This window comes from Bradyrhizobium sacchari, from assembly GCF_002068095.1.
Lineage (GTDB): Bacteria > Pseudomonadota > Alphaproteobacteria > Rhizobiales > Xanthobacteraceae > Bradyrhizobium > Bradyrhizobium sacchari.
Map to the genome: position 1 here is coordinate 371,810 of NZ_LWIG01000014.1, position 6,419 is coordinate 378,228.

Sequence of the window (6,419 nt, forward strand, 5' to 3'; positions counted from 1 at the left end):
CCTGGCGGCAGGCGTCAATGATTGTTAGCCGATTAGCTAAGTTAAATTCATGCGTCCCGCCGTCCGGATGGAGCGCAGCGCAATCCTGGGATCTTTGCTCCAAGCAACGACGGCTCCGGATTTCGCTGCGCTCCATCCGGGCTACAGGCCTGCGGAACCCACAACGCGCAATCGTGAATTGGGACCTCGCCTCCTCCCCGCTAAAAAGAGAGTCCGGGGGCGCGCAAGCATCAATCATCAGAGCACGTGCCGCCTGTTGTCATCTCATCCCCGATCACCCGGCGAACGCTCGCCCGGGCTGCGCTTGTTGCTCTTGCGATCGCGCTTCGCCCGCGCAGAGCATTGGCGGATTCCGACATGATCGCGCAGATGCGCGACATCGTGGCCGCCGAGCTCGGGCCGACCGCGACGCCGGAGCATCCGGGCGGCCTCGCCGCCGCGCTCTATGCCGGCCGCCATGTCGAGTTCTTCAACTATGGCTTTGCCGACGAGGCCACGCGACGGCCGGTGACATCGGATACGCTGTTCAACCTCGGCTCGCTGCGCAAGCCGTTCGACGCGACCCTGGTCGCGCTGGGCACGCTTCGCGGCGAGTTGCGGCTCGACGATCCCCTGCCAAAGTACCTTCCGGAGCTCGACGGTGACTATGTCCGCCACGTCACCGTCGGCGAACTCGTTGCCCATACGTCAGGAGTGCTGCTGCCCACCGACCATCCGCCCTGGCCGAACGAGCGGTTTTCGCGCGCGCAGTTCATCGAGATGCTCAACGCGTGGAGACCGCAGGCGGGCGAGGCGCCTGGCAGGCAACGCATCTACAGCCATGCCGGCTATGTGCTGCTCCAGCTCGTGCTCGAGAATTGCTACCGCGCACCGATCGCAACATTGCTCGAACAGCGCATCCTCAAACCGCTCGGCATGACCGCGACCTCCCTGCCGGAGCGTGGCGAGGACAACCGCGCCGTCATGGACGTGGCCTCGATGCAGCGCGTGGTCCAGGGCTATTCGGACCAGGGCATGGCGATCGGCCCGATCGGCAACCAGCAGAGCTATTTTGACTTTCCCGGCACCGGGCAGATGTTCTCGTCAGCGCGCGATCTTTCGACCTTCGTCACGGCCTGTATCGACGGCCGCTCCATCGACCCGCATCTGCGCGAGGCGCTGCGGATGACGCAGCACGAGACCTTCCGCGTCGACGGAACATTCGGACAAGGCATGGCCTGGGAAACGGTGCACCTTCCCGATGTCACCGTCGTCGACAAGCCGGGCGGCCTCAACAACGCCTCCGGCTATCTCGGCCTCGCGCCGGCGCGGCGGCTCGGCATCGTCCTGCTCGCCAATCGCGGCGAATATCCGCACGAGATCGCGCGCTACAGGATCCTTCCAGCGCTGGCGCATCTGGTCGCCGCGCATAGCGGCTAAGCCTGAAAGCAGAAAGCCCCGGCAGTGCCGAGGCTTTCCGCACCAGATCCGGAACGGGATGAAGCTCAGTACCTGGCGACGACGGGTCCGCCGAACTTGTAGTTCACGCCGACACGCACGATGTTCGACTTGAGATCGACCGAGTGGGTATAGACGCTGGCCGGGAATGGGCCAAACGTCGCCGACGTGAGATTCGTGCTGGTCGTCGCGATGCGACCGAGATCGACATAGAGATATTCGGCCTTCAGCGACCAGCCATTGCCGACTGCGTATTCGCCGCCGAGGCCAGCGGTCCATCCGACCCGGGTGTCGCGCACCGTGCCGGATTCGCTGGCGCCGGCGAAATAGTTATCCGTGAACACGAAATTGCCTTTCACCTCGGAAATCGCTGCACCGCCGGTCGCATAGATCAGCCAGTTCGGGGCGGCGAGGAAGCCGATGCGGCCGCGGATGGTCGCGAGCCAGTCGGCCGATACCGAAGCGTTGACCGTGAAGGTGCTTGGTGCGCAGCAGGGATAGACCCCCGAGCCGGTCGCGCTGCCCTTGAAGCCGAAATAGTTGATGTCGCCTTCGAGGCCGAACACGGCATGATTGACCTGCCAGTTATAGCCCGCGGTGAAGCCCCCGGTGACGCTGGAGCTGTTGACGCTCTGGGCGCCCACCGTGTTTACGGCGGGGACGCTGCTGCTGGCGAAATAGCCGGCCGGAGAGAACACGGTTGAGGTGGTCGGATCGGCGCTGCCCCACTGCCCGCCGACATTGCCGCCGACATAGAAGCCGGTCCAGTTGTAGCCCGGCGCCATCACCGGCGCCTTGGTGTATTGCGCCGCAAGGTCGGCCGCCTGCGCGGATGCGGCGCCGAGCACGATTGAAGCGACCGCAAGCAAGAACCTGTTCATTCCAGTCTCCATTCCCCCACGCGATAGATCTCGCGCTTTCGATGCGCGCAGGCGGGAGCCATCCGGCGCAAATAGGGAATAGGCGGCGCACCGCCCGCGCGTCTCGGCCTGTCGCGCAGTTCGTAGGGACTGTGACGCAATCAGTGACTTATCACGCAAGTCCTGTGACGAGTGTAACCGAAACGCCACGCATCGCCCGGCCAGCGCGACGCGTGGCGCAGGTTTCGAGTCGCATCACGACAAGTGCACGAGAAGGGCAAAGGCGAATCCGTGCGCCGGTCTCAGACCGAGCGCGTCAGTCCGCCGTCGACACGGATATTCTGGCCGGCGATGTAGGCCGCGCCGTCGGACGCCAGGAACGAGATCGTCGCCGCGATCTCCTCGACCTTGCCGTAGCGCTTCATCGGCACGCTGTCGCGGCGCGCGTCAGTCTGCGGCAGGCTGTCGATCCAGCCCGGCAACACGTTGTTCATGCGGATGTTGTCGGCGGCATGGGTGTCGGTGAAGATCTTCGTGAAGGCGGCAAGGCCGGCGCGAAACACCGCGGAGGTCGGAAACATCGCGCTCGGCTCGAACGCCCAGGCGGTCGAGATGTTGATGATGACGCCGGCCTTCTGGGCCTGCATCACCGGCGTCACCAGCCGGGTCGGACGGATCACGTTGAGCAGATAGGTGTCGAGGCCGGTGTGCCACTGCTCGTCGGTGATTTCCGTGATCGGCGCGCGGGGCCCGTGGCCCGCACTGTTGACGAGCACGTCGATGCGTCCCCATGTGGCGAGCGCGCCGTCGACGAGGCGCTTGAGGTCGTCGTTCGACTTGTTGGAACCGGTGACGCCGAGGCCGCCGAGCTCGGCCGCGAGCGCTTCACCCTTGCCGGAGGACGACAGGATCGCGACGCGAAATCCGTCCGCCGCCAGCCGCCGCGCAGCCCCCGCCCCCATGCCGCTGCCGCCGGCGGTGACGAGTGCGACCTTCTCTGCTGCCATGACGATCATCCCTTGAGTTGAGTTGAGGCGAGCCGCAGGCTCGGCCTATCATGAGGGCTTCTACAGCCAGACCGGCCGGCTGGTCCACCGCCCGGAGGCATCCGTCATGAGCGAATTGCACATCCGCAGCCTGCGCCCGGAGGAGATCTCCCTGGCCGTCGACTGGGCCGCAGCCGAAGGCTGGAATCCGGGCCTGTCGGATGCCGCCTGCTTCGCGGTTCCGGACGCGCAAGGCTTCCTCGTCGGCGAGATCGACGGCGCGCCGGTCGCCACCGTCTCCTGCGTCAATTACGATGACCGCTTCGCCTTCCTCGGCTTCTACATCGTGCGCGCCGAGCTTCGCGGCGCAGGCCACGGCCTGCGCATCTGGAACGCGGCGATCGCGCATGCGCGCGGCCGCGTCATCGGCCTCGATGGCGTCGTCGCGCAGCAGGACAATTACAAGAAATCCGGCTTCCAGCCGGCCTACGCCAATATCCGCTACGGCGGCGTAGTTGCCGCGGCACCTGTGCCTGCCGATGTCATCGCGCTCGACAAAGTCCCGTTCGCGCTCGTGGAGGCAGACGACGCCACGGTCTTTCCCGCGAGGCGCAGCGCCTTCCTGCGTGCCTGGATCAACACCCAAGGTCACGTCGGCCGCGCATCGCTGCGCGACGGCAGGCTTGCCGCATGGGGCGTGATCCGGCCGTGCCGGACGGGCTGCAAGATCGGCCCGCTCGTCGCTGACGATCGCGCGGCGGCGGAAACGATCGTGCAGGCCTTGCTGGCCGGTGCGGGCGGTGGCGATATCTTTCTCGATGTCCCCGCCGTCAATCGCGAAGCGGTCGCGCTCGCGGAAGGACTCGGCCTCAAGCCGGTGTTCGAGACGGCACGAATGTATACGGGGGCGATTCCGCCGCTGCGGATCGACCGCGTCTTCGGCGTGACCAGCTTCGAGCTCGGCTAGCTCAACTCAGTAGCAGCGCATGATGTTGACGGTGTGCTCGCCGCCGCCGCGGCCGGGCACCGTCACCTGCTCGGTCGGGCAGCTCGGCACATAGGGCCGGTCGGACGGCACCACGTTCGGCGGGAAGCGATGCGCCCAGTCCCAGGGGACGTCATAGGTGTAGGTGTAGCGCACGTCGTTCGAGAGCGGCTGTCCGGCATCGAGGAACGGCTGGCTGGAGGTCGCACCGTCGTAGAAGAACCCGCCTCCGCCCGGCCAGTAGACGAAGGAATTGTTGCGACGGTGGAAGCGCGCCCCCGGCGCGATCGCCGGACGCGCAGCGGCCGGCGGCACGGCAGCGCCGGCCATGGCCGGCGCGGCACCGCCGGGTCTGGCAAAACTGTCGCCGGGGCTAACGAGCAGCGCGGCCGCGCTGAGTGAGGCAAATAGCGCCGCAAGGGATCCACCAAGGGATCGGCCATTTGATCTGGACATCATGATACGCACCAACTCGTTTGGCTTCGCGATAGCTCCCCGGTGCACGCTAGGCCGGGCCGTCGGGCCGCCGCAAATGTATAATTAATTGTTGGTTAAGGCACGGGATCGACGGGGAACCAGGTGCGGCAGAACGTCCGGGATTCCCGTCAGCTTTCAAGCACTTCGTTCCCCGACACAGCGGTTCATAACCTCTTGATCGGAGTTGATCGCGACCGCTGGATACGGCCGGAACGCTCCCCCCTTGCATCCGTTGGCCCCCACGAGAAGCAAGGAGCATTCATGCAAAACAAGTCAAAACTTCTCTGCCTGATCACGGCATCGCTCATCGCGGGCACGACGGCGGCCTCGGCACAAGGCTACGGCTGGAACGGACCGCGCGTCGGCTGGGATCGCACGGCCCCCGCCTATGAGCCGGCCCAGCCGCGCGCGTACTATCCGGACGCCGTCGGGTCATATGGCGCGCTCAACGGCAGCAACCATCCGGCGCCGAGTTCGACGCAGGGCGACGTCGGCCCTGACGGCAACAACAACGGCACGCTGACCGGTGTATATCGCTGGTAACGGTCCACAAGGCCCATCGTCCTCGCGCGGACGGTGGGCCTTCGTGCGTCAAGACCGCGTCAGTGCTCTTGAAACTGCTTGCGCAGCCACTCGAGCATCTCCTGCGAATTTCCATTTCCGGTGCCCTGGGTCACGATCGCGGTGTTGCCGCCGCTGCGGCGATAGACCGTGGTGCGCCCGGGCTCCTTCTCGATCCTGACCTCGGCCTGCGCCGGATCCCCGCTCTGCGTGATCGCCGAGGTCCCGTTCTCGTCCTGCACCACCGTGGTGTGACCGTCGGCAGCGCCGGCCGGCGCTGCTGCGATCACGCTCATGAGTCCTATTCCGGACGCGAGTAAGAACAATCTCATGGTCATGCCTCCATCATCGGCCGAACTGGAAGATCGCCAGCCAGTTGAAACGTCCGAACTGCCTCACCGCGCCCGTGTTCATGTCGCCGATCTGAAGCAGGAGCGCATTGGTGGAATTGCCGATCTGGGTGATATCGGCGGNGCGGTGTTGCTGAGACCGGATTGCCCCACCGCCGCATTGGTCGTGCCGCCCATCTGGATCACGTTGGCATAGTTGCGCGTGCCGTTCTGGATGATGGTCGCATCCACCGTCCCCGTGCCGCCGATCTGGATCACCCGGGCGATATTGATCCGGCTGTTCTCCTCGATCGTGACAGGCTGAACGTCGTTGCCGAACTGCACGATCGTCTCGATGCTGACGTTCCGGTTCGTGACGCTGCGCTGGACGGATCCGGCCGACGCCTGCGTCGCCGCGCCGAGGGCGGCCAGCAACGCTGCCGCGGCCAGAACCCGCTTCAAGGTCTCTCTGCCACACCGCATCGCGCTTCCCCGTTTGTATCCGTCGCCGATGAGTTCGCGCGCCCTTTACGGACCGGTCTGGACGACCGTCGAATGGTTGACCGCGCTGAATTGCATCACGGTGCCCGAGTTCATGGCCCCGATCTGCGACACCAGACTGGTTGCCGACTGGCCGGCCTGGCCGACAAAGGCGAGATTGATCGTTCCGGTCTGGCCGACCGATGCCGAATTCGTTCCGCCGAATTGCAGCACGCCGGTCGCATTGTTGGTGCCGTTCTGGGTCACTGTCGCGCTGGTGCTGCCGCCGATCATGAACACGCCC

The 6,419-nt window shown here is 65.6% G+C and carries 7 protein-coding genes and 2 pseudogenes; 3 read left to right on the top strand and 6 right to left on the bottom strand.

The annotated features are described in order from the left end of the window. Positions 1-357 precede the first annotated feature (357 nt). Positions 358-1,419 (top strand): serine hydrolase, encoded by a 1,062-nt coding sequence (locus tag A5906_RS20640; RefSeq protein WP_167523493.1) that lies wholly within the window; start codon positions 358-360, stop codon positions 1,417-1,419. Positions 1,420-1,484: 65 nt separating this feature from the next. Here the strand turns inward: A5906_RS20640 and A5906_RS20645 are convergent, their stop codons facing one another. Both A5906_RS20645 and A5906_RS20650 read right to left on the bottom strand, forming a co-directional pair. Further along, on the bottom strand, positions 1,485-2,318 hold the full coding sequence (locus tag A5906_RS20645; protein ID WP_080137170.1) for an outer membrane protein: 834 nt from the start codon (positions 2,316-2,318) through the stop codon (positions 1,485-1,487). Between the two features lie 281 nt (positions 2,319-2,599). Next, entirely contained in the window at positions 2,600-3,304 is a 705-nt protein-coding gene (locus tag A5906_RS20650; protein WP_080137316.1) for an SDR family oxidoreductase, read from the bottom strand. Between the two features lie 106 nt (positions 3,305-3,410). Between A5906_RS20650 and A5906_RS20655 the strand changes: the two genes are divergently transcribed. Continuing rightward, positions 3,411-4,250, top strand: a complete 840-nt coding sequence (locus tag A5906_RS20655; protein ID WP_080137317.1) for a GNAT family N-acetyltransferase — start codon at positions 3,411-3,413, stop codon at positions 4,248-4,250. A 6-nt stretch (positions 4,251-4,256) separates the two neighbouring features. Here A5906_RS20655 and A5906_RS20660 read toward each other — a convergent pair whose 3' ends face one another. After that, entirely contained in the window at positions 4,257-4,727 is a 471-nt protein-coding gene (locus A5906_RS20660; RefSeq protein ID WP_080137171.1) for a hypothetical protein, read from the bottom strand. Between the two features lie 279 nt (positions 4,728-5,006). Between A5906_RS20660 and A5906_RS20665 the strand changes: the two genes are divergently transcribed. Then, complete coding sequence (locus A5906_RS20665; RefSeq protein WP_080137172.1) at positions 5,007-5,288, top strand: hypothetical protein; 282 nt, start codon at positions 5,007-5,009, stop codon at positions 5,286-5,288. Between the two features lie 59 nt (positions 5,289-5,347). On the opposite strand, the gene A5906_RS20670 is transcribed toward A5906_RS20665, so the two are convergent. From A5906_RS20670 to A5906_RS44765, 3 genes and pseudogenes are all read right to left on the bottom strand, one after another. Further along, positions 5,348-5,602, bottom strand: coding sequence for a hypothetical protein (locus tag A5906_RS20670; RefSeq protein ID WP_430642405.1), 255 nt, complete (start codon positions 5,600-5,602; stop codon positions 5,348-5,350). Positions 5,603-5,780: 178 nt separating this feature from the next. Beyond that, positions 5,781-6,118 (bottom strand): annotated as a pseudogene (locus A5906_RS46180) (curlin); the annotation flags it as partial. Positions 6,119-6,163: 45 nt separating this feature from the next. Then, a pseudogene (locus A5906_RS44765) lies at positions 6,164-6,419 on the bottom strand (curlin); the annotation flags it as partial.